Annotated in this window: 29 protein-coding genes; 15 read left to right on the top strand and 14 right to left on the bottom strand. The window is 41.7% G+C overall.

The window, feature by feature from the left end; genetic code table 11:
- Nucleotides 1-129: 129 nt before the first annotated feature.
- The 6 genes from ACFOHL_RS07310 to ACFOHL_RS07335 all read left to right on the top strand — a co-directional run bounded on the left by ACFOHL_RS07310 (nt 130) and on the right by ACFOHL_RS07335 (nt 3,725).
- A complete protein-coding gene (locus ACFOHL_RS07310) occupies nt 130-549 on the top strand; it encodes a MarR family winged helix-turn-helix transcriptional regulator (protein WP_376919562.1) in 420 nt (139 codons plus the stop codon).
- A 2-nt stretch (nt 550-551) separates the two neighbouring features.
- On the top strand, nt 552-1,091 hold the full coding sequence (locus tag ACFOHL_RS07315) for an AAA family ATPase (RefSeq protein ID WP_376919563.1): 540 nt from the start codon (nt 552-554) through the stop codon (nt 1,089-1,091).
- A gap of 281 nt (nt 1,092-1,372) precedes the next feature.
- On the top strand, nt 1,373-1,873 hold the full coding sequence (locus ACFOHL_RS07320) for an RNA polymerase sigma factor (protein WP_376919564.1): 501 nt from the start codon (nt 1,373-1,375) through the stop codon (nt 1,871-1,873).
- Entirely contained in the window at nt 1,870-2,469 is a 600-nt protein-coding gene (locus ACFOHL_RS07325) for a hypothetical protein (protein ID WP_376919565.1), read from the top strand. Before ACFOHL_RS07320 ends, ACFOHL_RS07325 begins: the two co-directional genes overlap by 4 nt.
- A 172-nt stretch (nt 2,470-2,641) precedes the next feature.
- A complete protein-coding gene (locus tag ACFOHL_RS07330; RefSeq protein ID WP_376919566.1) occupies nt 2,642-3,244 on the top strand; it encodes a hypothetical protein in 603 nt (200 codons plus the stop codon).
- Nucleotides 3,237-3,725, top strand: a complete 489-nt coding sequence (locus ACFOHL_RS07335; RefSeq protein WP_376919567.1) for a hypothetical protein — start codon at nt 3,237-3,239, stop codon at nt 3,723-3,725. Before ACFOHL_RS07330 ends, ACFOHL_RS07335 begins: the two co-directional genes overlap by 8 nt.
- 29 nt (nt 3,726-3,754) lie before the next feature.
- Here the strand turns inward: ACFOHL_RS07335 and ACFOHL_RS07340 are convergent, their stop codons facing one another.
- A complete protein-coding gene (locus ACFOHL_RS07340) occupies nt 3,755-4,585 on the bottom strand; it encodes an EamA family transporter (RefSeq protein ID WP_376919568.1) in 831 nt (276 codons plus the stop codon).
- A gap of 227 nt (nt 4,586-4,812) precedes the next feature.
- Between ACFOHL_RS07340 and ACFOHL_RS07345 the strand changes: the two genes are divergently transcribed.
- Nucleotides 4,813-5,541 (top strand): hypothetical protein, encoded by a 729-nt coding sequence (locus ACFOHL_RS07345; RefSeq protein WP_376919569.1) that lies wholly within the window; start codon nt 4,813-4,815, stop codon nt 5,539-5,541.
- A 451-nt stretch (nt 5,542-5,992) separates the two neighbouring features.
- Nucleotides 5,993-6,799, top strand: a complete 807-nt coding sequence (locus ACFOHL_RS07350) for a hypothetical protein (RefSeq protein ID WP_376919570.1) — start codon at nt 5,993-5,995, stop codon at nt 6,797-6,799.
- 172 nt (nt 6,800-6,971) lie between these two features.
- On the opposite strand, the gene ACFOHL_RS07355 is transcribed toward ACFOHL_RS07350, so the two are convergent.
- Nucleotides 6,972-7,358 carry a hypothetical protein gene (locus ACFOHL_RS07355; protein WP_376919571.1) on the bottom strand — a complete coding sequence of 129 codons (387 nt, stop codon included), beginning with the start codon at nt 7,356-7,358 and terminating at the stop codon, nt 6,972-6,974.
- On the opposite strand from ACFOHL_RS07355, the gene ACFOHL_RS07360 reads away from it, so the two are divergent.
- Both ACFOHL_RS07360 and ACFOHL_RS07365 read left to right on the top strand, forming a co-directional pair.
- A complete protein-coding gene (locus tag ACFOHL_RS07360) occupies nt 7,335-7,640 on the top strand; it encodes a cytochrome P450 (RefSeq protein WP_376919572.1) in 306 nt (101 codons plus the stop codon). The genes ACFOHL_RS07355 and ACFOHL_RS07360 overlap by 24 nt on opposite strands.
- A 55-nt stretch (nt 7,641-7,695) precedes the next feature.
- Entirely contained in the window at nt 7,696-9,282 is a 1,587-nt protein-coding gene (locus ACFOHL_RS07365) for a methyl-accepting chemotaxis protein (protein WP_376919573.1), read from the top strand.
- Nucleotide 9,283: 1 nt separating this feature from the next.
- Here the strand turns inward: ACFOHL_RS07365 and ACFOHL_RS07370 are convergent, their stop codons facing one another.
- The 11 genes from ACFOHL_RS07370 to ACFOHL_RS07420 all read right to left on the bottom strand — a co-directional run bounded on the left by ACFOHL_RS07370 (nt 9,284) and on the right by ACFOHL_RS07420 (nt 19,375).
- Nucleotides 9,284-9,658, bottom strand: a complete 375-nt coding sequence (locus ACFOHL_RS07370; protein WP_376919574.1) for a 6-pyruvoyl trahydropterin synthase family protein — start codon at nt 9,656-9,658, stop codon at nt 9,284-9,286.
- 68 nt (nt 9,659-9,726) lie between these two features.
- Nucleotides 9,727-10,704 (bottom strand): zinc-dependent alcohol dehydrogenase, encoded by a 978-nt coding sequence (locus tag ACFOHL_RS07375; RefSeq protein ID WP_376919575.1) that lies wholly within the window; start codon nt 10,702-10,704, stop codon nt 9,727-9,729.
- The gene (locus ACFOHL_RS07380; RefSeq protein ID WP_376919576.1) at nt 10,697-11,659 is read right to left on the bottom strand and encodes a RibD family protein; all 963 of its coding nucleotides are present in this window, start codon (nt 11,657-11,659) and stop codon (nt 10,697-10,699) included. Before ACFOHL_RS07380 ends, ACFOHL_RS07375 begins: the two co-directional genes overlap by 8 nt.
- Complete coding sequence (locus ACFOHL_RS07385; protein ID WP_376919577.1) at nt 11,646-13,463, bottom strand: sulfatase-like hydrolase/transferase; 1,818 nt, start codon at nt 13,461-13,463, stop codon at nt 11,646-11,648. The genes ACFOHL_RS07380 and ACFOHL_RS07385 overlap by 14 nt, the downstream gene beginning before the upstream one ends.
- A gap of 1 nt (nt 13,464) precedes the next feature.
- A complete protein-coding gene (locus ACFOHL_RS07390; protein ID WP_376919578.1) occupies nt 13,465-14,286 on the bottom strand; it encodes a class I SAM-dependent methyltransferase in 822 nt (273 codons plus the stop codon).
- Nucleotides 14,283-14,993, bottom strand: a complete 711-nt coding sequence (locus ACFOHL_RS07395; protein ID WP_376919579.1) for a class I SAM-dependent methyltransferase — start codon at nt 14,991-14,993, stop codon at nt 14,283-14,285. Before ACFOHL_RS07395 ends, ACFOHL_RS07390 begins: the two co-directional genes overlap by 4 nt.
- Nucleotides 14,993-15,622, bottom strand: a complete 630-nt coding sequence (locus ACFOHL_RS07400; RefSeq protein ID WP_376919580.1) for a methyltransferase — start codon at nt 15,620-15,622, stop codon at nt 14,993-14,995. The genes ACFOHL_RS07395 and ACFOHL_RS07400 overlap by 1 nt, the downstream gene beginning before the upstream one ends.
- On the bottom strand, nt 15,619-16,644 hold the full coding sequence (locus tag ACFOHL_RS07405) for a glycosyltransferase family 4 protein (RefSeq protein WP_376919581.1): 1,026 nt from the start codon (nt 16,642-16,644) through the stop codon (nt 15,619-15,621). The genes ACFOHL_RS07400 and ACFOHL_RS07405 overlap by 4 nt, the downstream gene beginning before the upstream one ends.
- Complete coding sequence (locus tag ACFOHL_RS07410; protein ID WP_376919582.1) at nt 16,628-17,341, bottom strand: CDP-alcohol phosphatidyltransferase family protein; 714 nt, start codon at nt 17,339-17,341, stop codon at nt 16,628-16,630. The genes ACFOHL_RS07405 and ACFOHL_RS07410 overlap by 17 nt, the downstream gene beginning before the upstream one ends.
- 217 nt (nt 17,342-17,558) lie before the next feature.
- Nucleotides 17,559-18,263 (bottom strand): sulfotransferase domain-containing protein, encoded by a 705-nt coding sequence (locus tag ACFOHL_RS07415; protein WP_376919583.1) that lies wholly within the window; start codon nt 18,261-18,263, stop codon nt 17,559-17,561.
- A gap of 269 nt (nt 18,264-18,532) precedes the next feature.
- The gene (locus ACFOHL_RS07420) at nt 18,533-19,375 is read right to left on the bottom strand and encodes a hypothetical protein (protein WP_376919584.1); all 843 of its coding nucleotides are present in this window, start codon (nt 19,373-19,375) and stop codon (nt 18,533-18,535) included.
- Between the two features lie 139 nt (nt 19,376-19,514).
- Here ACFOHL_RS07420 and ACFOHL_RS07425 point away from each other — a divergent pair, with 139 nt between their 5' ends.
- The 5 genes from ACFOHL_RS07425 to ACFOHL_RS07445 all read left to right on the top strand — a co-directional run bounded on the left by ACFOHL_RS07425 (nt 19,515) and on the right by ACFOHL_RS07445 (nt 24,997).
- Nucleotides 19,515-20,561 (top strand): DUF6625 family protein, encoded by a 1,047-nt coding sequence (locus ACFOHL_RS07425; RefSeq protein WP_376919585.1) that lies wholly within the window; start codon nt 19,515-19,517, stop codon nt 20,559-20,561.
- 206 nt (nt 20,562-20,767) lie between these two features.
- Nucleotides 20,768-22,168, top strand: coding sequence for a M20/M25/M40 family metallo-hydrolase (locus ACFOHL_RS07430; protein WP_376919586.1), 1,401 nt, complete (start codon nt 20,768-20,770; stop codon nt 22,166-22,168).
- The gene (locus ACFOHL_RS07435; RefSeq protein ID WP_376919587.1) at nt 22,169-23,053 is read left to right on the top strand and encodes a putative RNA methyltransferase; all 885 of its coding nucleotides are present in this window, start codon (nt 22,169-22,171) and stop codon (nt 23,051-23,053) included.
- On the top strand, nt 23,041-24,021 hold the full coding sequence (locus tag ACFOHL_RS07440) for an FAD:protein FMN transferase (RefSeq protein WP_376919588.1): 981 nt from the start codon (nt 23,041-23,043) through the stop codon (nt 24,019-24,021). Before ACFOHL_RS07435 ends, ACFOHL_RS07440 begins: the two co-directional genes overlap by 13 nt.
- 181 nt (nt 24,022-24,202) lie before the next feature.
- Nucleotides 24,203-24,997 carry a substrate-binding periplasmic protein gene (locus ACFOHL_RS07445; protein ID WP_376919589.1) on the top strand — a complete coding sequence of 265 codons (795 nt, stop codon included), beginning with the start codon at nt 24,203-24,205 and terminating at the stop codon, nt 24,995-24,997.
- A gap of 97 nt (nt 24,998-25,094) precedes the next feature.
- Here ACFOHL_RS07445 and ACFOHL_RS07450 read toward each other — a convergent pair whose 3' ends face one another.
- Nucleotides 25,095-26,624, bottom strand: coding sequence for a hypothetical protein (locus ACFOHL_RS07450; protein WP_376919630.1), 1,530 nt, complete (start codon nt 26,622-26,624; stop codon nt 25,095-25,097).
- Nucleotides 26,625-26,728: the final 104 nt, after the last annotated feature.

A 26,728-nucleotide genomic window follows, 5' to 3' on the forward strand; every position in this document is an offset into this window, starting at 1 on the left:
CATACAAATAACGATGGCATGTTGTCAACAGCAGCGGCCAACAACATCAAACCATAAACTTTTGCTCTAGACAAACCCATATAATTGATCAATACTTGATTAATCAATTATATGTTAAGTTAATTTGTTATGGCTTTATCTCAAAATTCCGAGTTAGTCGTCCAACTTGGCGACACCTACAACAATCTAAGCAAACACATAGAAGGCCAGCTCAATATGCATGGTATTAGCTTTAGTGAATTCTTAGTCATGAACCAACTAGTTTCAGCGCCCAAGCACTGTTTAAGCCGTGTCGAACTCGCTAAAAAAGTGAGTCTAACAGCTTCAGGGATTACTCGTATGTTAGTTCCGATGGAAAAAATAGGTTTAGTCGAAAAAGCCGCAAACCCTCGTGACGCCCGAGTAAGTTTGGTAAAACTGACCACTAGTGGTCATAAGATTTATCAAGAAGCTGAAACTGCAGTGAACGAGACGTCGAATCAATTGTTTGAAAAGCTTACTTCTAAGCAAGGTGAGCAGTTAGCCAACCTATTACGCAGGATGTATTAACCATGTCAGAAGTCAAGAAACAAGTCATCTCGAAACCTCGATTGATCTTAGTCACTGGGCAAGTTGGGGCTGGAAAAACAAGCTATAGCTTGGCACAAGCGGAGCAAATACAAGCGGTATGTTTTTCTATTGACTCTTGGATGCAAACCTTATTCGTCCCAGATACAGATATCAAAAATCCAAACTACGACTGGATGATTGAACGCGTATATCGTTGTTACGACCAAATATGGCAAACCGCCAGTCAGATCTTACAGACTGGCGGGCATGTTATCCTAGATTTAGGATTTACGGAACGAGCACAGCGGCAACAATTTATTGATAAAGGTTTGTCCATAGGCGTACAAGCAGAGCTACATTATTTAAACGTGGATACCAATATACGTAAGCAACAAGTAGCAAAACGCAATACCGAAAAAGATCCAAAACTTTATGCCTTTGAGGTCACAGAGCAAATGTTTGACTTTATGGAAACCCGATTTGAAGTCCCAAGTGCAGACGAGTTACAGCATGGAAAAACGATAACGCGAGCGCTGATTTAATCGGTCAATGCCGCTATTGAATTGCCGCCAACACCTTACGCCTTTCATAGTCTTGAAACTGATATAAGTAGCTATCAATCTTCAGAGCAAATAAATAAAAATATTTGTAATAAATATTCCACGATACCTACTAACAAACTATCAATCACAACATACAAATATTATGGAAAATACAAGTCACATGAGGCAAGCAACAAAGACATATCCGGATAAGCTTCGACCATCCGATAGCGGCGTGAATAATATTCAGTCGCTCACAGTTTTGTGAGCCAGAGAAGCGCATGTCTAACTACCAAAAGCACTTCGAATCGATTGTCGCGAAGCATAGATTATCCTTGTTTAAAGTTGCTGCTACGTTTGAAGCCGACCCTATTGTTCAACAAGATCTATTGCAAGACATGCTGTTAGCGATATGGCAAGCCTTAGCTTTTTTTAGAGAGCGAAGTACTTTGCATACATTTATCTATAGGGTTGCGTACAACAAAGCACTGAGTCATGTTGCTAAAGAAAGCAGAACGAAAAGTCACGCAGCGCTTTTTGAAAGTGTTGAATGTCGAAAAAGTGACATAGAAGCGCACATTATTACTCTGAAATCAGCAGAGCATGTGATCAGCAAAATTAGGCTCTTGCCCATCGTTCAACGCCAATTGATTACCTTGTCACTAGAGGGTTTTTCTTACAGCGACATGGCGGAAATATCTGGGCTATCCAAGACAAATGTCGGGGTGCAACTAAACAGAGCCAAAACTAAACTTATTCAATTAATGGAGAAACAACAATGAGTCATCAAGCAAACACATGGGACGGTGTAGTGAAAACGTGGAAGATAAACGATACAAGCATCGACAAAACAATACCTTCTGATAAGGTGTTGATCGCCCAAATAACAAAACAACATCGGCATAAAAAAATGGAGGTACTAGCGAATTCAATTGCCAGTATTGCCCTAGCTATCTATGTTGTTTTTGAGATGTATAGCGGGCTACCCTCTGTCGCTGATATCATTTTATATTCAGTATTTTTAGTCATAGCGATATCCGTAGGTGTCTACACATTTTTATCGTCAAAACGTTTTATTGATATATCAACAGGCAGTACACAAAGCCATGTAACGGTTTTACTTGAGCAATCCAAAAACAACCTGAAATACTTGTCATTTTGCCGAATCGTTGGGTTGATTGTCCTTACAATAATGTTGTTCTTAATCGGTTTGATTGGCTTTGTGGCACTAAACAAGCCGCTAGAGTTTAAGCACTATTTGGTCGCAGGTGTTGCTTTGGCAGGCAGTCTTATTTGTGCTGGTGTTTTTGTTTGGGGGTATAAACAAAGCATCCAACTTAAACGTCAAGTTGCGTTTTTGACCGAGATTGGAAATTAATCTTGTCTAGCTTGGCTATGAATTGGTCTTGAGCGGACATACCATGGGTAGTTTGTTATTCTTGCATGAAAAGGCGGTGCCTCATATTTCAGTCTATCCCCTATTCAGTTTTCACCCAAACTAATCGGCTTGGGAAGGGAGTCAAGAATCGTATCTAATGGAGCAATTTTTTATGTCGGATGGTCCTAATTACACGAATTATTCTCATTTGGAATTATTGGAAGCTTACGAAAGTATCGATAGGGAAAACTACCCAGAAAGGTTTCAAAAAATATGTAAATTCATGCAGGAAAAAGGCCTTATTGTTGAAACGGAAACAGGTTTTCAACTCACTACAAAGGCTTACGAATCGTCGAACATGGATCGCCCCAATGAAGAGTCAAAACCCTCATACACATGTTTGCCTCCTGAGCCACAATACGACGATGAAGGAAACTACATCCCAAATGAAATACCGAAAAAAAACAGGGTAACTAACGCCCTATTCTCGGTGGGTATTATTTTATATGGTGGCTATGGCTTGCATGTAAATGAACTTTGGGTTCCTCTCGCAAAACGGATAAGTATTGTATTAACAGGTATACCGGCCATTCTAATGTTCGTGGCAATCGTTTTTGCATCGATAATGATGATTGCAGAAGTTGTTGACCATTATGATAAGAGAGATAACGAGCACACTTACTATAAAGTAGCTCTTTACTTTAAGAACTTAGCTTATGCTGTTTTCGGGATTGCGGTTGTATTAGGCTTATTTATGGGATCTCGTATTGGGTGATGCGTTTTCTCCAATTTCGCAAAAGTTTGTAGATTCCTTAGTTTATCTCTCTGTATGTAAAGCAGCGCATACAATAAAGTGCCTAGTTCATTGGGAAACAATCGGTGACGGTGGAGGGCAGCTCATCGTACCTTTTTCACAAGATGCGATTTGTGTGAATCCACTAACATGGACAAAAGATGATCGCTACGCTGACAAAGCCTTACATCTGGGGGCAGATTCAATTTCAGGACAGTATGTATTGGACAATAGTTTAATGAATAAAAAAGCAAATTTTGATGAGCCACTAATCACAACGAAATTTACAGGGGCAAAACGTAAGGATGGTTTGCTTTATGTGAATGATCCGACACATAGTCAATATGCAGCGCTAGGCTTGATGAGTGATCACGCTATGCACGGTGTCAATTTTGCAATTTTCCATATGAACATTAGAGAAAACGCAAGTTTACGAGCAAAATCGTTTATGAAAGAACGATAAAATAAGCGAACCCAGTAAGCCTACCACTGTCATGTCAAAAATATGCACACTATTCCGCTAAAAACGACTAGTGCAGCAATTAGACGGCCTTTTGCTAAAGGTTCTTTTAGCACAAACCACGCGATAAAGATCGCAAAAATAACGCTGGTCTCGCGCAAGGCGGCAACGGTAGGGATGGGAATCGTTGACATTGCCCAAAGTGCCACGCCGAATCCGCCTAATGCCATTAATCCTGCTGCAAAGTCTATGCTTGCTGATTTTGCAGACAGGGTTTGCCATTGCAATTTATCACCTTGCGTGAGCAATGCGCTAAAAACGAAGAGGCAACCCGAAATAAATTCCAGATAGGCGATATACACCAAATAATTTTGAGATATACGAACACCCAGTCCAGAAGAAACAGAATAACCTGTAATGCAAATTGCGGTGAGTAAGGCATATGCCAAAGGTTTTGTGTTGTTTACAAAGCCTTTTCTCACGAGCAACAATATGCCGATACTGACCAAAATAACACCCACGATCTCTTGGGCCAACATCGTATCAAACCCAAAGACAAGACCTAAAGCTAGGATAAATATTGGCGCCAATCCTCTAGAAACAGGGTATACCTGCGAAAAGTCGCCATAGCGGTATGCCCCTAAAAGACTAAAAAAGTAAACTAAATGAATGGCGCTAGCGGCCAGCAAATAGGGCCATGCTGCCGGACTAAGAGGCGGTAAAAAGAAAATAAAGAGTAAACCAACACTCGCTGCTACAGCTCTGTTTAAAACCAATGAGCGGGTTTGATTACTACTGTGCTTTAACATCCCATTCCATGAGGCGTGCAATAGTGCTGCGCACAAAACGGCTAGCGCTTCCATTTGAACATCCCTAATAACTCCGTTGTACAATCAGTGAGAGAATGTTGTTTCAGCCTCCACTATTCAGCTTAGTGTGACAGGCTAACTTTTTTAAGCCTTGTATGCTAGCTTGAGAGCGCAGACGTCGATCAGTTTTCAATACACAGCTTAATTTAAGTCTGTATAGGTAGCTTTTGAATGCGGTGACGTGCTTCAGTAAGGTGCATTTATAAGACAGGAGAACCGAGATGAGCCAATTAAATTGTGAAGCGCGATCCATTGGTGCCAAAAAGCGCATGGGTTGGGCATTTCCCTTTGTTAACTTTGCGGGTAGAGGGTTTCGTTTTAATCTCGGGGCGAGGCCTCGTTCCGCTTGGGATTTTAACGCAAAGATTCACGATATGATGTTTATTGTGAATGATCTCAAATTTAGCCTTCCACCAACAAGAGAGCCTAAAGAGCGCTCACGTTTAGCCAAGGCAGATTATGTATTCAGGCGTTTAAGTGAGCAAATTGATAAATTGCCTGCTGAGGTGTTTTACAATAATCTGTCAAAAATAGTGTTTTTGGGAAAAGACCAATCTGATTTTATATCGGCGGATGGGTTTTCAAATGTCATACATGCTGAGGAACTATCGATAGAAAATAAGCACTTCATGATACCTTGGTCTGAAATCCCTCAAGAAGAACAAAGAGCAATTGATGCTTCGGCTCAACAAAGAGCCAAGCAAACCTTTTCCGACAATAGTTTGGACGAAATTAGGAAAATATACCACATAGACACGCGCTTAAAGGAGCGGAAGCGTGCCAACAAGATCAAAGTAAAAGAAACGCCAAAACAACGAGATAAAAGAGTAATCGAAGACATATTTTGTGAATACAAATACAATACTTTATCGTCTGTCGACTCTGTTGATTGGAGAAGCTGGGCTTCAAAAAAACTTGGCGAAGCTTGGGCTAAGGCAATGGCCTTGTAGTTTAAAAACGTAAATATGTTTTTGGTGAAATAATTTATCAGTTACGTGCCAAATGGAATTATCGTTATTGTGCGGTGAGATCTTCCAAAAAACTCACATTTGCATGATATATTGAGTTTCTGTGGATTTAGTATGTCCTGCGAAAGAATGGCTAACAAGTACTATACACTAGTGAGAGATCACGGAGCCGATCCATACATCGCATCCTCTCAAACCAAAAATTGCAAAGAATATAAAGATGACTATGCTCGAAATTGCAGAAGTACGTCAGGAATATAGAGGGTAAAATGAAAAATTTAAAGCTCTATATTGGCTTCATATTCGGCAGTATTGTTGGATATTTTGGTTTTGCGATTACGTCAGGTAAGTTTGATGAAAGCCCTTCGAACGTCAATTTAGAAAGCGTAGGCGAGGGCAATAACTATACATATACACCCAATTCGATAAATACTTGGTTTGTTCGGAAACGGATAATAACCAATCCATTTCGGAAAAGGAGAGCGCAGCAGAATTTAAAAAATTGAACAACGGATCTAGCCGTTTAAAGCCCGTTCAGTTTTTAGAGTCTTCCGAAGAAATAAAAGCAACAACGTATTCTGAATATCTGAGTCAATTGTCGAGTGAATCAGAGCTTATGCATAAAAGGTTAAACGACAGTTTATTCGATGCATTCAATTTCAATAGTAGAGAAAAATATAATTTAGCACTGGCAAACGGGTTTCCAACGCAAGAGGAGTTAAAATACGTTTACAATCATGAATTAAATGCTCTTGTTGACGAAATTCATGAACGGTTGAGTAAAATCGAGAAATTTACAGATCCGGACTATGTCAAAATAGAGAAGTTGGCTAGCCTTACGTTCAATCGCGCGCTTGATGAGTTGATTAATCTTCTAAAAGATTATAAACCTGACTATACAGTCGGTGATTTCATTTCTGAGAGGAAACTAGTTGGAACGGGGGTTTTGCCACCTGAATTAGAACTTGCAATTAATACAGTAGATGAGTTACATCTTTTATCACAAGGTAACCTTGCGTTGTCCTATTTAGTGAATGCAAGATATACCGAATTAATCCGTGATCCGAATGATTCTGCATCAAAATTTGAACTATATACGCAGCTTGCAGTTGCAGGACATAAGTTATCTACAGTTAATATTCGACGACGATACTGGCCAGACAATCTTGGCACAGAAGAATATGCAGGAATATCCGTGGCATTGCGTAACATTGGAAAACCGATAAGGCAATGCAACTAGATCAAACACATGGCGCATATTTACTTTGACGCAATGTGCCTTGTCTACGATACCCAGCGCATATTATGACTAAAATTTGCGAAATAAAGAGCTTTAAACAATAGAAGCAGCAAACAACAAATGCTGAAAGCTATCCCTGATAAAAGGTTCTTTTTGGCATCATCTCGCCCCCCTACTCTTTTAAAATATAGTGTGTGACAACATCAATAAACTCTTGTAACAATACTTCATCTTTTAGTCTTTCTGGAGAGTGGCTGGCGAGGGCGCGTACTGTTGATTCGACCAGTGTTGTACCAAGTTCGATAGCGGTGTCTAGATGACGTACTCTAATTCTATCAGGATAGGCCATGGCAAAGGCTTTCATACCCTGCTCGAATCGCGCATAGGTGCGATCTACCTGTTCGCTGAATAAACTATCGGGTATTTCTGCTCGCAATAACGACTCTAGCGCTGGAAAGTCGATCGCAGCTTGTATTCGAGCGCGTAATACACGCGCTAAAAATTGTTCCGGTTGCAATTTGTGCTTATCGGGAAAATGTTCGAATACCGCGCTTGCCATTTCTTCATCAAGCCTTTCAATGAGCGCTGTATAAATCGCTTCTTTGATTCTATGATTTCACACCCAAAAATTCCTCCCTATGCATGGGTACCATTTGGTCACGGCGCGCATCTTTGCCTCGGGATGAAGTTTGCGACATTAGAAATTAAAGCCTTTATATACCAAATATTGCTCCACTATGAGATTGCGCTTACAGCGAACTATGCATTTAGCATATCAGGCTTGCCTGTAGCGAAACCCACTGACGATGTGCCCTTGGTTTTTTGTGAGCGAAAAAGCTAGTTGGGATCGCTTTTTGCATTTTCATGTCGCATTCGCACTGTATAGGCATTGGAATATGAAAAACTGGTCGATCCAAAAAATGTTTTCGGTACTGTTTGTCAGTTTGATCGTGCTGCTGATCATCAACATTGTTGGTATGTTAACCATCGCTAAAACAGCATATTTTACGTTTTTGGAGCGAGAACACATCGTTGAGATCATTAAAATACGGGATGCCGTGGGCAATATCCAACTTGCTTCTCACGCGGACCAGATAAGCACGAGGCCTACACTAATAGAAAATGCAAATACCGTTATAGCAGCGGCAAAGTCTGCCAAAAAACAGGCAGAATTATGCCTCGACGCGGTACTACCCATTGAAGTAGTGTTATTCAATCTGCTTGGCTTTGGTGAAGCCATTGATATTTGCAAAGCATCCCTTGATAACCGAGAAGCGTTAGTAAGTCTAGCCACTGACTTAAAACAAACCAAGCTGTCAGCCTTGGACTTTGTACAAGACGTTGAAGCCCCCTTAAAAATTGCAGAAGAGCATTCGTTAAAATTTGCCGCAATTGTGCCTGAAATCAGGCATTTTATGGTGACGCTTATTGTGAGTATGTCTGTTCTTTTTGCGATAGTGCTATTAATTGGCGCTTACATGCTAATGAAGCAGATTAAATCACAGTTGTTTTTGTTGCGAGATGACATATCTATGCTAGAAAAGTCGAATAAACTTTCATACGCGACGCAAGGTTTTTCAAATAACGAAATAGGCACGGTAGCCGAGTCCTTAAGTCGCTTGCTACAGAAATTTGCAGCATTAATTGGCAAGGTCATTGCGTCAAATACTTCCCTCTCTGACGAAAGCAAAAAACTTGCACAGCTCGCAGAAGATTCAAACGAAAGTGTGGCGACGCAATTTACGATGACAAATGAAATTTCTGACTCTATCGGACATATAACTGCGGCTATTCAAGACGTAGACGACAAAATAATGTCGGTGGCTGACAACGCTAAAAATGTAGATCAAAGTGCTGAGAGTGGGCGATCGGCAATGGAAACAACCAGTGCTGAGTTAAGTGTATTGTCGAGTGATGTAACATCTGCCGCTAATGTCGTTTCTGAATTGGCGCAGAGTGGCGAAAACGTCGCAAAAGTCATTGAGGTCATAGAGCAGATTGCCGAACAAACCAATCTACTGGCCTTAAATGCGGCGATCGAGGCCGCACGCGCTGGCGAACATGGACGAGGGTTTGCGGTAGTATCGGATGAAGTCAGAACGTTGGCGACGCGAACACAGAACTCTACAAAAGAAATCAGTGATATTATTGAGCAGTTTAAAGCCCATTCGAGTTCGGCTGTAGCGGCTATGAATAAGAGCCAAAGTCAGGCAGCACAAACAATTGAGAAAGCGGATGAAGCAAATGCTGCACTGACAGCTATAAAAGCGCTCTCAACACAAATTAATACTTCAGCAGAGCATGTCGCCGATTCAGCGAAAGAACAAAATCGAGTGCTCAACGGTATTAACCAAAATCTAGGGCAATTGCGAGATATTGCCAAGAATGCCAAAGAGATATCTTCGAAAACCAAGGAAACAGCGCTTGCTGTTAACCAAAACGTAGACAAACTTGACGCCGTAGTGCTGGAATTTACGCTATAGCTTAGCTGCCTTGATAAGATGCCCAAGCGTCATGTGTTTCGCCTAAACACACTTTTATGGCTCCCGCAAAAGTTTGCTGAGTGAGGATTTTGATTTCGTCATGAATGTACTTAGCTAAAAATTCGGTTGTGGTGAGTTGTCCATTGAATTTTGTTATCTCGTCTAAATTTTGATAGTTGAGTTCTGCCAACACTTTCTTGGTGATCGTTTTTGCCTCCCCAATATCGATGACCACATTGTGTTTTGTGATAGTCGCTGATTGAAATTCAACATCGACCACATACGTAGCGCCGTGCATATGTTGCGCAGGTCCGAAAAAGGGATCAGGTAGAGAGTGAGCAATCATGATAGATTCTCTAATTTTTACAGCAAACATAGGGTGTGGGTTCCTTCGTGGTATCAAAAACAACCATACTTTTGATTTTATCCTGTATGTGATGTTTTTTACGGATTAATATTCGGATAGCGAATACACCAAATGAGTCCTTTGGGAAGCGTTTGGTTTCGTAAATGATTAAAAAAGTCAGGTGCGTCTTTCAATTCAATGTCCTCTGCAAATAGGCTATCGTAAATAGGGTCACGCAGGAAATTGATCGCAAGTTTTTTGCGGCTGGCGTAAGTTTCGTCAGGTTTATGCCCAGGGATATTGGAAACTTGCGAACTAATTATACGCAGACGATTGTAGTGAAAATGTTCACCTAAGACTAATTCCACAGCTTCGCTCGCATACCAACTTAGCTCAACAATTGTCCCTTCAAAACATGCCGACTGCAAACTCCATTGTATGCCCTCTTGAGTGCAGGTGGTGTGGTAAATAAGTGTATACTGCTGATTCTTAATGAGGGGGGAGCTAACTTTAAAACCGAGTGCTGCAGCCTTCGATGCACGCCATTCGTCAGTTTCGATGATAGTGATATTTTTTAAAGCAATTTGCTTCAAGGTACAAGCCAGCAATGCACCGATGTTCCCAAACCCGCATATGGCGATAGGTAAATCTTTATTACTTAGTGTAAGTAGGTGCTCACTGTCCCATATTGCGTTAACTATTGTCTCCATATTACTCAATAGACTAAGCCGTTTGGCAGGTATATCTGCTGGTAAGGGGAATACATCGGCTTTGTTAACGTAAGCTATTTGTTGATGTGGGTGTAAAACATGAACGAGTGCATTGTCTTGTGTTTTCCCGACGAGAGAATACCCGTATTTAATAGGTAAACTAAAGCTGCCTTGCATATAGGGCACAGACATTTTATCAACCAGTTTTTTGTTTACATTACCGGTAGCGACGAGTTTTTCAGTACCACTTGAAACCAGTGAAAATAAGCTGTTTACCTGTATTAATTCGGAATCTAGTTTGGCTGTGTCAACTTCGCGTAACTCTGACTTTGTATTGTCTACATGCCATAGTGCTAGATTAGACATTGTGAAGTTGCCCTGTGACGACCATGGCATTGCCCATTTGAGTATAAAGGACGTTTTCTAATTTTATTGCCTGATCGACCGTTTCAATTTCGGGAAGCGAAACAAAAGAATGACCCGAACCAAAAATAAGAGGGGCGATATGAAGTTGAAGCCAAGATATCGATTGGCTTTGCATAAATGCCTTTATCGTGGTGGGTCCGCCCTCTAGCAAAATTGAGCCAATGTTTTCTTCTCGCAACTTAGCGAGCGCATTTTCAATAGACTGCTGCTTGTTTGCGCCTGAGTATGCAACCGTTTTTAAGTTTGCCACGGGAATAGACTTGTGATCGATGCCATCTACACAATCTTCCTTACATAATAGAAAATTTCGCATACCAGCTATGTTGGGCAGAGCCTGCAAAGATGACGATGAGTTGCACAGTATGATTCGAGCAGGGTTAGGACCATTCACATGCCGTACATTCAAACTCGGGGCTTCGTTTCTGGCCGTATTCCCTCCGACGATGACACCGTCTACCAGTGCACGCACTCTATGTGCATGTCGCAGATTTTCAGTATTTCCAATCCACTTACTGGCGCCGCACATTGTACAGACTTTACCGTCTAAACTTTGCGCCATATGTGTGATAACAAACGAGCTTTGGCGATGGTGCATCTTCACAGTAGCCAAAGGCAAATATAGCTGCAAGTGAGCTTGTAAAGCATGGTCAAAGTCTTTAAGAAAATACAGAAAGAGTTTGTTATTAAAAACGACTATGGGTTCGCGACGTAGTTGTTTGATCGGCTGTTTGCTCAATACCACTTCAAATCGATCAATGTGAGTAAATTGCGTTTTGTGATCAAAAAACGCGATCGATCTTTCACTAAAGCCAATTATATTGATGTCTTCAGGCAGGTTTTTACACGCGGCTTTAAGCGCTAAAATTTGTGTCCAATAGGGCTCAAACGTGTCCATTAGCTTGCGCGTCCTCTGCGATAATGTTTGGATTTTCGGGTGGGTAAAGATCTATACCATTTGGAAACAGTGGCACATTTAGCTTGGGATCTTCACCAAAGATCTTGTTAGTCACCTTGATAAAAATACTCATAAAGCCCTCGTGTTTGATGTTTGCTTTGTGCCCCCGCAAGTTAATGCCCTGCGTAAAACCGTGTTGTATAAACAAATCGATATACTGTTTATTCTTACTTACTACATGAACCGGTGTTTCTAGCCCCATACGCGGTATGCTGATAAGGGGTGGTTGATGGTCACCAAATACAACGAGTACTAGATTATCTTCTTTATTTTGAAAGGCAAAATCAAATACGCTGGCGAGTTGATAGTTTATCGACGCTAGGTATTTGTCGTGATTGCTCTCTAGCGTGTCGCTTGTCAATGCGGGTTGATATTCCGATGAATTGATCACTTGCCAATCTTCTGTAATTTGCATAGGTGAAATCCAAGGAATATGAGAGTTCATGGTACAGTAAAACATGCAAACAGGCTTTTCGCCCACCACTTTAGCGCGCTCGTACCCTTGATTAATAACATATTGATCAGGTGCACAATGACGTTTTGTTAAGCCGAAAAAAGGAAGTTTCTGACCGATAAAATCCAATTCTCGCCAGTCGACAATGTCGTCGGGCTGAAAGCATCGACGAATAGGCTCCCAATTAATATCCTTGTCAGCCACTCCCCCCATCGGACAACTCAGTAAATTGTGATAGCCATTTCTATGCATAAAATGAAAAATAGACTCGTATTCACCAAAATTATTTGTTGATTCAAACAAGGTGTCGTAAAGCTGTATGTTTTCAATTTTGGTGCCATACATAAACGTTGTATAGCTCAGCCAAGATCCGCCACTAAATATCGGTGAACTAGAAAAATGCGACGCTACATGCAAACCAGCTTTTTGGTATGTTTTGCTAAATTTGTTAATCACATCTTCAAGATGAACGGCAAGTTTAGGATCTTTGTATATTCGCGCACCATACGATTCGATGCACAAAAACACGAAATGTGGCTTTTCTTTCAATCGCACTGCTGAGTATGGGTTTTTATCTCGAAAAGAAGCCTTGCTTTGCAACAAGATGGGTTTGTATTTTTGACAAAATATGATGTTTCTTACTAGATGATGAAAAGTAGAAAACGCATTCCGCCAATGTAAGTCTTTGTACCGGTGTTTTCGCCAGCTAAATAGTGCAAGTGTCTTTTGTTTTTTCCAGTCAAGTACAGTAAATACACCCACCACCAACAACACTAGCACTGCCAAGCCACTTTGCGGCCAAGACTTATTGTTAACGTAGGTGTTTATTAACCAGCTGTTAAAGTGGTAAGCAATAAAAGTTAACAGCAGAATAAAACACACTAAGCCAGCAATGACTGCAATGGCGCGTCCTTTGAACACCACGATACCGGTAGCGATGAGCGAAATATCACTTAAAAAAGCTGGGGTGCGATTAAAGACGAATAGCATGACCGAGAGGTAAATAATATACACTTGCGTTAACACCAGTATGCCAGTAGCGGTCAATAAAGTAAGTGTGAAAGGTACCTCAAATAACAAACAAACCAGCACGAAAAGGCTAAATTCTACGTTTATTCTAAACGGGTCTGAAAACTCTAGCTTACTAAACAACAATTGCCTCAGCTTTCTATGACGCGCTCGCTTTTCAAATAAAAAAGCGAAAGGGTTAGCTTGTTGCTTAATGTTGATTAAGTAGAAGGGCATAAAGCACGCTATATTTGCGCCAATGAAGCCCAGCCAAAACAGCATCTTACAGGCCTCTCTTATACACATGCGCAAGGTACTTCATATGTTTACTTGCGTAGAGTTGATCGAGCGTAAATCCGCCTCGAAATGCCTGCCAGCCCATATGTGAGGGCTTAAATTTTAGCAAACACGATACAAACATCCGTTTTAGCTCAAGCAAGGCTGGGGAAGGTATTTGCATCATTGAGGTAAAATCATGTTGTTGATATTCAAAGATATTTTCAAACTGGTTTAGGGAGCTTGGTTCCATATGTTTTTGTTCGAGGACTTCAGTGAGTTGCCAATCTGCTTTAAAAGACATTAGCTTTTCTTCTGGAGCCTTGTTTTGCAAAGTGTCCTCTACAACTACTAAGGTGCCGCCTGGCTCCAATGATTGAATGAGTTTGCCTAAGCTATGTTGAATGTTTTTGCTGTGTTTTAGTGACTCAACAGCGACTACAAAGCTATATTCTTTCGTAGGTACATCATCAAAGGATTGACACAAAAAACTCACTTGATCCGTCGATGTACAAAACTGGATCCCATGAAAATGCTTAGCCTGAGAAATTTCGTCCTGACTAACACTGATACCGACTACTGCAGCATGGGTTTGTTTAGCTATAAATGCACTACCCCAACCTACGCCGCAACCTGCATCTAATATTTTCCCAGTATTTGGGAAGCCGATGTAGTGGTGTATCCACTGATAAATATCTGAAATATTTTTATCTGCAAATTTTAGTACCTTGTGTATCGGGTACATGGCTTCTTTCTTGTGCTTTAACTCAGTAGCCAGAAGTTGGTCGTACAACGCTGAGACGCGCTCGGTATTACTTTGCGTTCTCATACTTTGGCCTTTGAAAGCAAAAATATAAACTTGCCCGTTCTTTCAATGGCTTGCCCACTATCCAGTACTTGTTTAGGATCAACGTGAGCAATACCCAAAGACAACCAGCGTTTCTTGCGTTGCAGCGGATATTGGTCGGGCAATACATCGCCAACATTAAAACCATGTTGATGAAAAATGTGAGTCCATTCTCGCAATGACTTAGCGCCTTGATGGCCCGCTTTGTTCCTTAAGCCTAATGCTTCTTTAAACCATTTCCATACGACTGTTTCGGAGTTTCTTACCAAAATACAATAGCGAGCGTCTTTACTACCCACTCGGTGTAATTCGTCTAATACGGCGCCTAAATCAATCATTCGCTCCAAACTACCCAAACATGTAATGACATCAAATACACCCGTTTCGAAAGGTAAATTCTCAGCATTGGCTTCGAGAATGTTTGCTTGGGGTAACAGCGCCTTTGTTTTTGCAACGGCAATGGGTGATATATCCACCCCTGTCATTTTACAATTACTTGCTTGTGCCGCTTGTAGCAAACGACCAAGGCCACAAGCAACATCGAGCAAGGCGTCTGTAGGCTTTAGGTCGACTAAGGACAGGAATATTTCGTAGGCTTCAACTTTCCTTAGGTAACGCTCTCCTTTTTTGGCATAAGTTGTATTGAACCAATTCGTGATTTGTTGTTGTTCTTCGCTTGAGTCAGTCATTACAAATACCGCCTTGTATTTTTGAGGTAGAGTTGATATTCACTGCCGTATTTATTCGTTAAAAAATCTTCTTCCATGGCTATTTTTATGTGCATATAGGCAATGTAGTAGATCAAACCAATGAGCAAATAGACTGAAGGAATGCTGATGAATATGCCGGCATAAAACAGATACATGCCGATTTGAATTGGGTTTCTAGAGCGAGAAAATACGCTGTCTGTGTGAAGACTATAGTTGTGCTCTGTTTGGGCGTTTTTTTTGCGAATAGTGAACACTGCTTTTAAGGTAATGAGTCTGCCAATAACAATACAAGCGATACCCAAAAGCACAGTGGATTCTGAGCCCCTAAATACTTGCGGAAAGTAAAAGTCTGTCGAGCCGAACATGACTAAAAATGGCAATAAAAAAACCAGATATACACCAAATAATGGTAACCAAAATACAAGGATTTTAAGGGCGGGGTGCAAGTGGAATATCCATTGGTATTTTTCAGAATATACACTAGTAATATTGTTGTTCGACCGACTAATTGTAAAATTAGACGCGACACTTGGGACGTGTGCCAAGCTTAATTCTAGTGCTAAGCTGATGTAAGCAAGGACGATAATAAAATATAAAATATCAATCATATGAAAGCTCCGCTTTGCTGCTTTTTCGGCTTCACATGCTGCAACAGGCTTGCAAATTCGTCTACGACTGTTGCCCAAGTGCGAGCACTCCCGCCGCCTTGTTGACACAAACTTTGGTACGCGTTTTTGTTGCACAACAAATCAGCCAGTGCCTGTGCACAGCTTTCCACCGTGTACGCATCGATGTACCTTACATTTTTTGCTCGAGAAAACTCTGCAAGCTCACCACTTACGGAAGAAAGCATGGGTAGCTTGGCATTAATCGCCTCTAAGCTGATCATTGAATATGGCTCATATGCGGACAAATGAATCATCAGATCCGCATTAACCATCGCTACATTTAAATCTTGCTGACTAACAACACCTTTGTAAGAGATGCGATCACCGAGTTGGTATTGCTGTACTAATGCAAAAATCGAGTTGGCGTAATCAATCGCAAAGCGTGACTCTCCATATATTTCTAATTGCCAAGGTAAATATTCGAGGGCTTTTAGCGACTGCAACAATAGTTCATAACCTTTGTTTGGGATAAGGCTCGCGGCAACAATTAATCGGTAGGGTAAAACGGCAAACTCGGTTTTGTAGCGCCAACCTTCGCATAAGCCAGGTTTGATCATATGTAATTTGTTTGCGTGCAGTTGATAGGTACTTACCATGTACTCTTTGCAAGCGGTGCCCGTGAACAATATGTGACTCTGTTGAATAACTTGCGTCAAAGGCGAAAGTAGGTTCTTATTGTTTGCGTTATCATAGGCGACTTGAAGTTCTGGGGGCAAATGGCATAACAGAATGAGATGTTCAGGTTCGAGCTTGGTGAGCAACACCTCTGCGATATCATTGACAGATATACTATCAACGATAGTGATCCCCTCGTTTGTGAGTGTATTAATATTGTTGGCGTCGAAATAACGAAGCAGGTAGCCCCTACGCTTCAAGCCATTCAGTACATGGTGGTTATAAATATAACCGCCAGACACTTTTTTGTGAGCGTCTTCACACACGAAGTTAATGATGGTCTGCATAGCCAAAATACTCAATAAACGAAATGCCAAAAGAGAATACAACAATGCAGGTGCTGATAACTAAAGCAGGGGTTTGTATATTTGAAGGCAATACAATCGCCGCCACCAAAATTACAAAGTTAACACCAGCAAGCGTGGCGGCGTATCGCTTTTTACTTTCGTTAAATCCAGTCTTTGGAAAAAGTAAGACACATAAACGATAGGCGTAACGCATCAGTCCTGGAAGCAGCAACCACGAACCTAAGTTAGTCGTGAAATAAAAATACAACCCCAATGCCATGACGAAAAATGCATCAGCTTCCATATCGAAAACTCGACCAAACTCTGAGCTCTGCGAGAGCTTTCGCGCGGCAAAGCCATCAACCACATCTAACACTAGTGCCAAAGCCATCAGCGTAAACAAGGTCTGTGTTGCAATGTTGCTGTAATTTATTAAGGCCAACATAGTAATAACTAAACGTGAAAAAGTGACCCAATTGGCAAGACCCGCGAACACACGGTATTGGGTTAAGAGCTTTAAATGACTGAGTATCAAGCACAAAAATGACAGAGCGGCAACAAATATCAAGAGTTTGAGAGAGCTAAAAAAAACGCACAAAAGCACCGTTACCAGCATAGCAATAGCGTGCAAGTCTGACCATTTGTTCAGGCTTAAACTTGAAAAGTGAAATACTTGTCGGGTAAAACTAGTCATCATGAGTTAGTCATAGTCGCCAAATTTTGCAATACAATCACGCATGCTTGAGCACTCTGTTTCGTCGTTTCTTATCAGTTTACTCATATATTTCTCACATAATTATCACAAGTTGAAAATTAGTTCGAATAGCGGATAGTTTTATCTTACGCGCCCGTTTTTATAAAAGTTGCGGGCAATAAATGTTTTTTATGAAAAACTACGAAGGAACAGTTCAGATTTACGAGTAACACTTTGGATATTTATCACAAAGGCGGATATTGGCAGATTTCTCCAATCGCCTATTTGATTGCGCGTAAAAATCACCGATCTCTTGTTTGTTTTCAATGGTTGAAAATTGTTTGGGCTTGCTAAAATTCGGTAATTTCTGCAATTGATTGAATATGAATTTGCTAGAAAACTTCGGTGTAATTAAAGCAGAACGGTTGTAGGGTGAGTGTGCAAAATTATTTAACAACCTCAGCAGTTTTGTTTTGTTATATGACAATGAAGAATTGACGCTCGATTCGTCAGTATCCATTTGAATTTCGGTTTCTAAAAAACTGTTTAGCGAACGCCAAAACGCTTCAGTTTTCATATCTTCATATTGAAGCACAAGTATATTTTTCTTTCCGAACAATTCTGAATACAGTTTGTATATTAAATAGTAGTTAAAATAGTGCGGGTGCATGAATCTAGGATGAGTTGACTTGAAATTGACAAAATTCTCAAAGGCGCAAACGCCACCACTTTTGATATATTGCCGGTATGCAGATTCTAATACATCATATTGATTTCTTATTGAAATAATGACCTTTTCAAAACCATATTGTTGCAAACGTTTTGCAACTTGTGTCCTATTAACAAATGCTGAATTTAGGTGCTGACCTGTCAAAGCTTCATACGAAAATAGCGCGTCCGGATGATCGCCAATTTCTGAATCCATCTTTTTTTTCAGTGCATTTAAGTTCAAAATTGAATCATCAAAGCTCAATATCGGGTTGAAAAACTTTGCTGAATTTTCCGAAAAGTATTTGAAGCGCTTTGGTAGTTTGCAAAAAGCTTTTCGTTGTAAGAATGTTGTTGCTGTCTTTGGAAACCCTATATGAACGTATTTCATGCTTGTGATTGTATTAGTCGTTAAAATTTAATCGATACTCACGATACATTTTATTCGCTTGTAAAATCAATGTTTGTGCTTATCTTGCCTTTACGTTATCGAAGACGGTTTTGATGAGGTCGTTTTCGATGGAAATTTGGGGATTTACAGTTAAGTTCTTTTTTATTAGTGATTAGATCTGGTTGCAAAAGGTTGATGCAGTGACCGATTATCGCGCTTTGTTCCATCGTGTCTTTTACGCCGTTAACGTGAACTACTGCAGTTCGTATGCTTTTGTTTTCTGGGATCTGAATTCTAGATATTTTCTTATCCATGTTTCTGACAACATCAGCATCTAATGGATGAAGTTTGAATTGAAATTCCAGTATACAGAAATTTCGCTTCGTCTCAATTAACCAATCAATTTGTATTCCTTTGGCCTGGTAAGGAGCCTCATTGATAATGTCGCTCTCATTAATCCCTAAGATTTTGTATATGGGCTTTAAATTGTCTTGCATTACGTATTCGAATTGAAGTCCTAACAGCGAGTCTATGTTATCTGGTAGCGACCCACGGCCTTGTTCGATTTTAGCTTTATGTGGCAATACTGCTTTATAATAGAAGCGTAGGTACGGATCGGTGATGGCATAAACTGCGTCTTTCTTGCTAAAGTCACCGTTCATGAGGTTCCACTTATAGGTAGTTTTGCCAAGCCAGTTGATCTCGTAAATTAGCAAAATGCAATTACCGTGATTGACAAGATCGCCCAGTGTAGAGAAAGCATCGTCCCAATCTGCGAACGAAGGTTTTTGAATATTGAATTGCTCTTTGAGTTGTCGAGCGAAATTGCTTAATTCGGTTGTTGTGCGGTTTACTTTTGCTGGCGGCTGTCCAATTAGTTTATACGTTGGCAGATTCAAATGTGCGATGAATTCTTCAGCTAAGGTACTTTTACCCACGCGTCGTCGGCCTTTGTAGACGATAACTTTTGCTCTACCATCCTTATAAACATATATCGGGCGTAATTGGCTCTTGTGGGGCTGATGGGTAGGAATTTACAAATGTATATTCCGATCATTTGAACAATAGTAAGTGAGATTGAAGTACCACATATTCTTATTTGTTGAATATTCATTGCATAAGCTGCTCAATGCTTTTAAGTTATTTAATCTATTTGCCCGTAAACAGCACATGAGTATGCGCCCAAAAATATCCGTCGTTCTGCCTTATTATGGTCAATTTCCTATTTGGATTGAGGCATTTTTACGATCTTGCGCCTTCAATGAAGAAATGGAATGGTTGATATATACAGATATCACTCCCCCCAACTATCAGCCGAAAAATGTGCGTTTTATTCATTTCCCTAAAACAAAATTAGTCGAGCTTATTGAGGCAAAAACCGGCATAAAACACGCACTCAAAAACCCCTACAAGCTTTGTGATTTCAAACCTCTATACGGTCATATTTTTGAAGACGATATCGTTGGTCAAGAATATTGGGGGCATTGTGATATGGATGTCATTTGGGGAGACATGACAAGGTTTTTACAAAAAATAAAATATACAAAATATGACATTGTATCTACTCGACCCAATGCTATAAGCGGTCATTTTACACTATATCGCAATATTACCTCGCTCAACCATTACTACAAGCACGTGCCCAATTACCAACAGGCATTCACACAAGATTTTGGTCAAGGTTTTGATGAAGGTTATTTTTCGTTCCATCTTTTTAACGAAATTAAAAATGGACAGTGTGCATTTAAACCCTATTGGAAAAAGCGCAATTGCCTAGACAGGGGCGAATTAAAACACTTACCTCACGGCTGGTATTGGCAAAGCGGAAAAATAAAAAACACGCTGGGTTTTTCAGCAAACTACCTGCATATGATTGATTGGAAGCGCAAGCTAAAAACTGTGAATCTACACAATATACCGACATTGGATCGCTTTAAGATTGAGGAACGTCAAATTTCAACCCTAAAACCTGTTTGGCCTTTCAGATGGAAATCACTGAAAGAAAATACCAGACAAGGCTTATGGCGATATTTAAAACTGCAATCATCACTCTTGCAAGACTCGGCATTAACCAAGGATCAACCCAACGTATCAAAACGCTATCGTGTACTAGGCAAAAATTGATCATGCCTAGCTCATTCTTGTACTTTTTATCTTCTCGTATTTCAGCGCATTATTGGATATTATTCCTATGCTTAATAAGCAAATTACGACAGATAATACATTTAACGTTCGCTGCGCGATCATTCGACGCAATGGCTACCCTTAAATCAGGGGTATAGCCAAAACAACAATCAAAAAAGCCAAGCATATGGCTAGTGGAGTACACCATGCGACTGACTCGTTACCTCGCCTTTGGCGTGGCCTTCAGTGTTTTTTCTTTTCCGAGTTTTGCTGAAAAAAACATTGTTTCAAATACACAAAAAGAAAATGCTAGAGCGTTGATGCAAACCGCTCTAGAAAGTGATCTCGCCTACGACATTGTCGAATCGCTGACGACCGAAGTGGGGCCGCGTTTAGCCGGTTCAGAAGCAGAGAAACGTGCTCGTGACTGGGGTGTGGCTCTGGGCAAAGAACTAGGCTTTGATAAGGTGTCGGTGGAAGAATTTACCATGCCATTTTGGGATCGTGGACACCTGCATATTTCATTAACTACACCCTATACTCAGCCTTTGTATGGCACAGCCTTGGGCGGTGCGGGTCCTTCTAAAGAACGATTTGATGCTGAAGTGGTTTATTTTAGAGACATTCATGCCTTAGCAGCCGTAAAAGAAGGCGAAATTGCTGGTAAAGCGGCTTTCGTTGACGGTGATTTTTTAGTTAAAAGCCAAACAGGTGCGGGCTACGGCCCAGCCAACCAACGTCGTAGAATTGGCTGGCAACATGCACAACGCGGTGGCGCAAAAGCCTTAGTGGTACGTTCTGTGGGGTCGAGCTCTCATCGTTTCCCGCATACAGGGATGATGAGCGAAAGCAAAGAGGGCTGGGCTGATATTCCGGTTATTGCTATATCTAACCCCGATGCTGACCACTTGCGACGTTTGCACAAACTGGGTACGCCATTACATGTTTCATTGCACTCCACCTCGAAGTGGAAGGGTGATGTTAGCAGTGGCAACGTAATACTTGATCTTATTGGTAGTGAAAAGCCTGAGGAAATCGTACTAATTGGCGGCCATCTGGATAGCTGGGACTTGGGAACGGGGGCTGTCGATGACGGCGCAGGTGTGGCGATTACCACTGCGGCGGCTGTACTCATCTCAAAGTTGCCCAAGCGACCCAAAAGAACCATTCGCGTGGTAATGTTTGGCGCAGAAGAGGTGGGTTTATTAGGTGCATTTGCCTATGCTAAACAACATGAAAACAATCTGCATAACCATGTTGTCGCAACCGAATCTGATTTTGGTGCACGAAGTATTTGGCGTTTAGTCTCAAATGTGAATCCAGAGGCAACGAAACTCATTGACGAAATTGCAAAGGTGATTTCACCACTGGGCATCGTGCGCGGCGGTTCTGACGTACCTGGGGGTGGTCCAGATATTATTCCCTTAGTAGAAAAAGGCGTACCAACGATTCGTCTGAACCAAAACGGTCGTGATTACTTTGACTTGCACCATACTCCGGATGATACGCTCGATAAAATCGATCCAGATGAGTTAGCGCAAAACGTGGCGGCGTATGCGGCGACCATTTATATGATTGCCGACGCTGATGTTGCGTTAAAAGAGTAAATGTCAACGAACCCTGCCTTTTGTTCTACGTGGCGGTGCCCGAATTGCGGTGCGCCGCTACAAAAGGTGGCAAACACTTGGCAATGCGAAAACAAACATAGCTTTGATTGTGCTAAACAAGGCTATGTTAATCTGCTGCTTTCAAATCAAAAGAACAGTAAAGCACCGGGCGATAACTATGATATGGTGATGGCTCGCCGTAGCTTCCTAAATCAAGGGTTTTATTCCCCTTTGTCCGAGCACTTAGCCAGTCGATGTTTGAAAAAATATGCTGAATCATCGCCTATTTCTGATTTTTCCTTGTTTGATGCCGGTTGTGGCGAGGGTTACTATTTGCAAACCGTTTATTCGTTGCTCAAAAACGAAAGGCAAACCAGGGAAGCGTCGATATCAAAAAATTTGCTTGCTTACGGCATTGATATCTCCAAGCCAGCTATTCAGGCGGCGGCTCGAACGTATAAAGACATTGAATGTGCAGTGGCAAGCACGTTTAACTTACCTGTGTTAGATGAAAGTCAGGACTGTTTGCTGCAGGTATTTGCTCCAAGTAGCAAAGAAGAAGTATATCGCGTGCTAAAAAGTGACGGCTTATGGATAGCGGTTAATCCAGCCGAACAACACTTACATCAACTCAAGCAATTGGTTTACGACAAGCCGAATGACCATAAAGTGTCTACGGCTATCCCCCCCGGCTTTACTCGGCTTGAGCAAACAAATTTATCGTTTGACCTTAGTTTAGCTACGCCTGAACAACGAGCGCATCTACTGATGATGACACCGTTTTATTGGACGGTGTCAGAACAAAAAAAGCAGACATTGCTCAAGGTACTAAGCACTGTCACGGCCTCGTTTGATATACAGGTTTTGCAAAAATGTCTCGCATAAAACCAATGGCGGTAATTCCACTACTTGGGTATCTTATGCTGTTCGCTCAATTCACCTTTGCTAATTGGCACGAGCGCAGCGCAGGTATTATGGGAACGAATATTTATGCTGAGGTATTTCACGAAGACGCCGCATACGCGAGTCGGGCATTAGATGCTGTTATGCAAGAAATGGAACGCATAAACCAGCAAATGAGTCCCTACATCGACAGTAGCGAACTCTCGCAAGTCAATAAATATGCAGGAAAGAAAGCAGTCAGTATATCCAAAGAACTATTCGACCTACTTTCACTTTCAATTGAAATATCGCGTCTAAGCAAGGGAGCCTTTGATATCACCTATGCGAGTGTTGGGTACTTGTACAACTACAAAGACAAGCAACATCCCTCGCAAAGCGATATACAAACCTTATTGGACGCCATTAACTATGAACATATTGAACTCAAGGCATCTGCGGGAACGGTTAAATTCCTTAATCCTAAGGTAAAAATAGACTTAGGCGGCATCGCAAAAGGATATGCGGTTGATAACGCCATCAAAATTTTACAAGAAATGGGGATTCGCCATGCCCTCGTAACGGCAGGTGGCGACACTAAACTCTTGGGTGATCGAAAAGGAAAGCCTTGGGTAGTCGGTATTCGCGACCCCAGAGATAAACATAAACAAGCTGTCGTCATACCGCTAGAAAATACAGCAATGTCTACATCAGGCGACTACGAGCGCTACTTTGAAGACAAGGGTGTTCGTTATCACCATATAATTTCACCAAGAACTGGCAGGTCGACGCACGAAGTCCAATCGGTATCCATTATTGGAGACAAAAGTGTCTACAATGATGCCTTATCTACCGCTGTATTCGTAATGGGTGTGCAAGACGGTATCGGATTGATCAATAGCTTACCAGCCTACGAGGCCATAGTAATGGATAATCATCGTCGTATGCATTATTCCAAAGGGCTTACACCGTAGTTGGGGTATTTTTATAAGACTTGTTAGGGCGCGTCATCCTGCTGAGTGAGTGAAGCTGAGGTATGTACGTTTATCCATCATATCAATTGTGCGAATTTTGTACTATTCTAGTAGTGTTAGCTTATTGGGTACATTGCCGATATAAGTATGCGCAGGTAATACCGGTTAAGGAGGGTCGTATATGAAAGCCATCGGGCGAGTTGTTGTGTGCTCAATGCTACTCTTTGTTGTTGCCATCCATAAAACCTATGCCGTCCAGTATGAATTTGTATCGATTCGAAACCTCAGTGAGCAAGAAGTCGGGCGTATTGTGCTACACAGAATTTATGATCGCCTCGACATACCCATTACTATTACTCCCTTACCAGGCCGACGCGCGGAGCAAGACGTGGTGTCTGGTCGCAAAGACGGGGAAATTATGCGGATCTGGTCATACGGGGAAAACAATGATTCGGTGATTAGAGTCCCCACTCCCTATTATTACCTGCAAACCACTGCATTTGTGCAAAAAGGGCAGATCATTAATATTCGCGAAAAAGACGACTTAAAAGCTTATCGGCTTGTAAAGGTGAGAGGCGTTAGGCACACAGATGACTTTACAAAAGGGATGCGTAATGTCCTCGATTTTAACTCTTCTTTGCAAATGCTTTCTTTTTTGAGTGCTGGCAGAGCAGATATTGCGCTCACCAATTATCTAGATGGCATGCTCACTATTTACAAGCATGATCTTGTCGGAAAAGTAGTACCTTTAGAAAGAAGCCTAGCTCGGTTTGGTTTGTACCACTACCTGCACAACAGCCACGCCGATTTAGTCCCCAAAATTGATCAGGTGATCAAAGAAATGAAAGCATCTGGTGAACTTGAAACATTGATTCGATTTGCAGAATTTACGGTCATTGAAGATTACACCGCGTGTGAGAGAGGGACACAATGTTTGACCGTACCGATAGAGCCCTTGCCCGTTGAAACTGAGTAGTTTGGCTATGATACGGCTCTGATTCCTCATTGAACAAAAAAGGGGTAGCTTCCAAGCATAACCCCACCGAGAGAGAAACCAAAATTCATACTCGTTCCTACACCAATCTACCGTTTACTATCGGTTCAAAAGCTGTCATTGCATCTAATAGTGCGGCGTTGCCCAAGCCGTGATTGGGAAAGTACTCTGCGAGTCTGCCTTGTTCCCCGTGCAGTGCTAGGTAATTTAGTATCACGGTTTCAACCAGTAAGTTTACGTTGTTCGCAGCTGGGCTTGCGGATGTCTCGACTGAGCCATCGCGGCGCATAAACCCTAATTGTTGATGTTGCGCCATTTGTTGGGCATCCGCGCCAATCAGTTGAGGGCTACCACTTGGGTTGTAAACTAAAAAGAACGAAGCGGCAGTAGAGGAATTGTCACCTGTCCACACGCCCTTCCCTCTTCCATCCACAGATTCATCCAACATGCCATTGCTAAATACACTGCCGTCGCTGCATACATACATCATTAGCGGGACGCCAACGCGAGCAGCATATTCTAAGCAAGCCCCCATGCATCGACCCGCGCGTAAATCTCTGATTTCTCCCGTTGCACGATTGCCGACATGATAGTCGTAGCCGCCCATTGTAATTGTACCGGCACCAGCAAAACCATTAATAACGAGTTTCATGATTGAGGCTGTTTTTTGAAATTCTCGGTCATTTGCAAACTCCTCTTGGCTAAATATTCCACCCTCACCCACGATCAATGGATCCAGACTTGGGTTGAGTGAACTTGGATCGCCAAACCTATCGGTAATATCGGCACTTTTTACGTAGCCACATCTCACCAGTTCTTTTAGCACTTCGTCACTGGAAATACCGGTGTTAACTTTACTTAACTTCATGTCACTAATGCGTTGAATTGATTCCATTACGGCGACGGAATCATCTTGGCTCAATAGTCCCACTAGATCACCAGTATCGACAAGTCCTGTGACATCAGACGGTCTATCGATTTTGGTCGGACGTTTACTATTATCTAGCATAGTTTGCGGTGCCATAGAGTTCCCGCCTGAGTCTGAGTTTCGCGATCCGACTAGTGTGAGTAAACTACCGTCGGCACCGACTTTGTTAATCCCATACATGGGATTATGCGGGTTGTTTCCCGTATCATTTTCAGAGCGTGCTGGGATGACGGCGCCATTTACATTGGCTCTGTTTACAACAGCCAACTTGTCTGTAATACCACGTAAAAACGCGCTGTCACTGTGAAAAGCAAGGCCTAGTTCGGTATTGATGAAGTCGGATAAGCCAGTATCAGGGTTGGCGACTGAGGGGGTCATGTTGCCCGGTAAGCCCTGTCGCAAATAACCCTGTGTACTCAAAAAATCCATTTGTCCGCCACGTCCTCCGACTAATACGTTAGACCCAGCAATATTGGCACCGCCCGCTAAGTCAAATACGATAAAAGGTATTCTACCTGCGCCTTGTGTAGCTATGCCACAGCTTCGCTTTAGTGCTTCTAAATCTGGAGAGAGCTCAGCGAAGGCTTTACGAGGGTTAGCAAATAAGCTTAGTGCCGATGCGCCGAGTGCCATGCCAGTGCCACACATAAAACCTTGCGAAATAAATTCTCGTCGGGTCATTGGTCGAGCATGATCAGTGTGATACAAAGCGGCGTCTTTGTCGTGTGCTTGACTTGGCTTAGGTTTGTTTCGGCTGATTTTTTTTGCAAAGCTAAATCGAGTAT

The sequence above is a fragment of the Agaribacter flavus genome (assembly GCF_042646125.1).
Classification (GTDB): Bacteria; Pseudomonadota; Gammaproteobacteria; order Enterobacterales; family Alteromonadaceae; genus Glaciecola; species Glaciecola flavus.

Excerpts from the sequence above, each read along its gene's own strand:
- ACFOHL_RS07310 (WP_376919562.1), top strand. The coding sequence starts at position 130 with ATGGCTTTATCTCAAAATTCCGAGTTAGTCGTCCAACTTGGCGACACC.
- ACFOHL_RS07315 (WP_376919563.1), top strand. The coding sequence starts at position 552 with ATGTCAGAAGTCAAGAAACAAGTCATCTCGAAACCTCGATTGATCTTA.
- ACFOHL_RS07320 (WP_376919564.1), top strand. The coding sequence starts at position 1,373 with ATGTCTAACTACCAAAAGCACTTCGAATCGATTGTCGCGAAGCATAGA.
- ACFOHL_RS07325 (WP_376919565.1), top strand. The coding sequence starts at position 1,870 with ATGAGTCATCAAGCAAACACATGGGACGGTGTAGTGAAAACGTGGAAG.
- ACFOHL_RS07330 (WP_376919566.1), top strand. The coding sequence starts at position 2,642 with ATGTCGGATGGTCCTAATTACACGAATTATTCTCATTTGGAATTATTG.
- ACFOHL_RS07340 (WP_376919568.1), bottom strand. The coding sequence starts at position 4,585 with ATGGAAGCGCTAGCCGTTTTGTGCGCAGCACTATTGCACGCCTCATGG.
- ACFOHL_RS07345 (WP_376919569.1), top strand. The coding sequence starts at position 4,813 with ATGAGCCAATTAAATTGTGAAGCGCGATCCATTGGTGCCAAAAAGCGC.
- ACFOHL_RS07360 (WP_376919572.1), top strand. The coding sequence starts at position 7,335 with ATGTTCGAATACCGCGCTTGCCATTTCTTCATCAAGCCTTTCAATGAG.
- ACFOHL_RS07355 (WP_376919571.1), bottom strand. The coding sequence starts at position 7,358 with ATGGCAAGCGCGGTATTCGAACATTTTCCCGATAAGCACAAATTGCAA.
- ACFOHL_RS07365 (WP_376919573.1), top strand. The coding sequence starts at position 7,696 with ATGAAAAACTGGTCGATCCAAAAAATGTTTTCGGTACTGTTTGTCAGT.
- ACFOHL_RS07370 (WP_376919574.1), bottom strand. The coding sequence starts at position 9,658 with ATGTTTGCTGTAAAAATTAGAGAATCTATCATGATTGCTCACTCTCTA.
- ACFOHL_RS07375 (WP_376919575.1), bottom strand. The coding sequence starts at position 10,704 with ATGTCTAATCTAGCACTATGGCATGTAGACAATACAAAGTCAGAGTTA.
- ACFOHL_RS07380 (WP_376919576.1), bottom strand. The coding sequence starts at position 11,659 with ATGGACACGTTTGAGCCCTATTGGACACAAATTTTAGCGCTTAAAGCC.
- ACFOHL_RS07385 (WP_376919577.1), bottom strand. The coding sequence starts at position 13,463 with ATGCTGTTTTGGCTGGGCTTCATTGGCGCAAATATAGCGTGCTTTATG.
- ACFOHL_RS07390 (WP_376919578.1), bottom strand. The coding sequence starts at position 14,286 with ATGAGAACGCAAAGTAATACCGAGCGCGTCTCAGCGTTGTACGACCAA.
- ACFOHL_RS07395 (WP_376919579.1), bottom strand. The coding sequence starts at position 14,993 with ATGACTGACTCAAGCGAAGAACAACAACAAATCACGAATTGGTTCAAT.
- ACFOHL_RS07400 (WP_376919580.1), bottom strand. The coding sequence starts at position 15,622 with ATGATTGATATTTTATATTTTATTATCGTCCTTGCTTACATCAGCTTA.
- ACFOHL_RS07405 (WP_376919581.1), bottom strand. The coding sequence starts at position 16,644 with ATGCAGACCATCATTAACTTCGTGTGTGAAGACGCTCACAAAAAAGTG.
- ACFOHL_RS07410 (WP_376919582.1), bottom strand. The coding sequence starts at position 17,341 with ATGATGACTAGTTTTACCCGACAAGTATTTCACTTTTCAAGTTTAAGC.
- ACFOHL_RS07415 (WP_376919583.1), bottom strand. The coding sequence starts at position 18,263 with ATGGATTCAGAAATTGGCGATCATCCGGACGCGCTATTTTCGTATGAA.
- ACFOHL_RS07430 (WP_376919586.1), top strand. The coding sequence starts at position 20,768 with ATGCGACTGACTCGTTACCTCGCCTTTGGCGTGGCCTTCAGTGTTTTT.
- ACFOHL_RS07435 (WP_376919587.1), top strand. The coding sequence starts at position 22,169 with ATGTCAACGAACCCTGCCTTTTGTTCTACGTGGCGGTGCCCGAATTGC.
- ACFOHL_RS07440 (WP_376919588.1), top strand. The coding sequence starts at position 23,041 with ATGTCTCGCATAAAACCAATGGCGGTAATTCCACTACTTGGGTATCTT.
- ACFOHL_RS07445 (WP_376919589.1), top strand. The coding sequence starts at position 24,203 with ATGAAAGCCATCGGGCGAGTTGTTGTGTGCTCAATGCTACTCTTTGTT.
- ACFOHL_RS07450 (WP_376919630.1), bottom strand. The coding sequence starts at position 26,624 with ATGACCCGACGAGAATTTATTTCGCAAGGTTTTATGTGTGGCACTGGC.